The following is an 854-nucleotide window of genomic DNA, read 5'->3' as shown; positions in this document are numbered from 1 at the left end:
GGCAGGAGTCGTGAAAAGCTCTATCCCGGTATCTTCGCCGACATCTTGTCCAGGATCGTCGCTGCGGCCGGAGCGCCGTTGCCCCATTGGCACACCTGCGCGTAGATCACCACATTGTTCTTTGCCCGCGCCTCGCTGGCGCAGACCCAGCCGGTGATCTGCCCGTCCTCCAGTTCCGTTCCCGTCCACCGCACTCCCGTATCGGTCGCGTCGGTCTTCTGGAATCTCCATCGATATTTGCCGCTCAGGTGGATGACGGCATTGCTGCACGCATCGAGACGCTTGGCAAAAGCGTTGCCAAGCAACACCGTCGCTGCTTTGGAATCGACAACCGTCGCAACGGCTTGACGGACCGCATGCTCGTACGTGTCCTTGTCCTCTTTGTAGAGATTGCTCCGCCACGCGGTGTAAGCCACCCCCACCGAGTACGTGTCCAGCCCGAACAGCGCCGCACAGTCGGGGTTGCCCTCGTCGATGACAGGGGGTGATGGAGGCCTGGTCCAACCGGGCGGGGGCGTGCCCGTCCAGTTGAGTTTCGAGCCGACGATGTCGCCGACCACTTCCGGCGGCACGAGCAGCTCGTCGATGCGATTGAGCGCCAGCGTCGGCCCGACTGTGGGTGTCGGCGAGGGTGCCACCGAAGTGGCGCTGTGGCCGCCGCCCTGCCCGCCGCCGCACCCAACCGCCAACGCGACCACTACAGCCCCGAGCGCCGAAACAATGAAACGAATCCTCATTTCGTCTCCTTGCCAAAAGGGCGAGATCCGTATCTGTTGGTCGAAGAATAGGAGCAGTGCGAGAAACGCGGATCGATTTCCCCAACTTGCTTGCTGCTTGGCGTCGGTCTCAAGTCG

General features: G+C 62.6%; 1 protein-coding gene. It reads right to left on the bottom strand.

The features are described from left to right. Positions 1 to 20 precede the first annotated feature (20 nt). Positions 21 to 737, bottom strand: a complete 717-nt coding sequence (locus A5713_RS06455; protein WP_082972810.1) for a sensor domain-containing protein — start codon at positions 735 to 737, stop codon at positions 21 to 23. Between the last annotated feature and the right edge of the window lie 117 nt (positions 738 to 854).

The organism is Mycobacterium sp. E2497, assembly GCF_001668695.1.
In the GTDB taxonomy this organism is placed as follows: Bacteria; Actinomycetota; Actinomycetes; order Mycobacteriales; family Mycobacteriaceae; genus Mycobacterium.
The sequence above is the reverse complement of the archived record's forward strand: the minus strand, read 5'-3'. Positions and strand labels throughout refer to the sequence as shown.

What these genes read in the sequence shown, in the direction of transcription:
- A5713_RS06455 (WP_082972810.1), bottom strand. Translation starts at nt 737, where the DNA reads ATGAGGATTCGTTTCATTGTTTCGGCGCTCGGGGCTGTAGTGGTCGCG.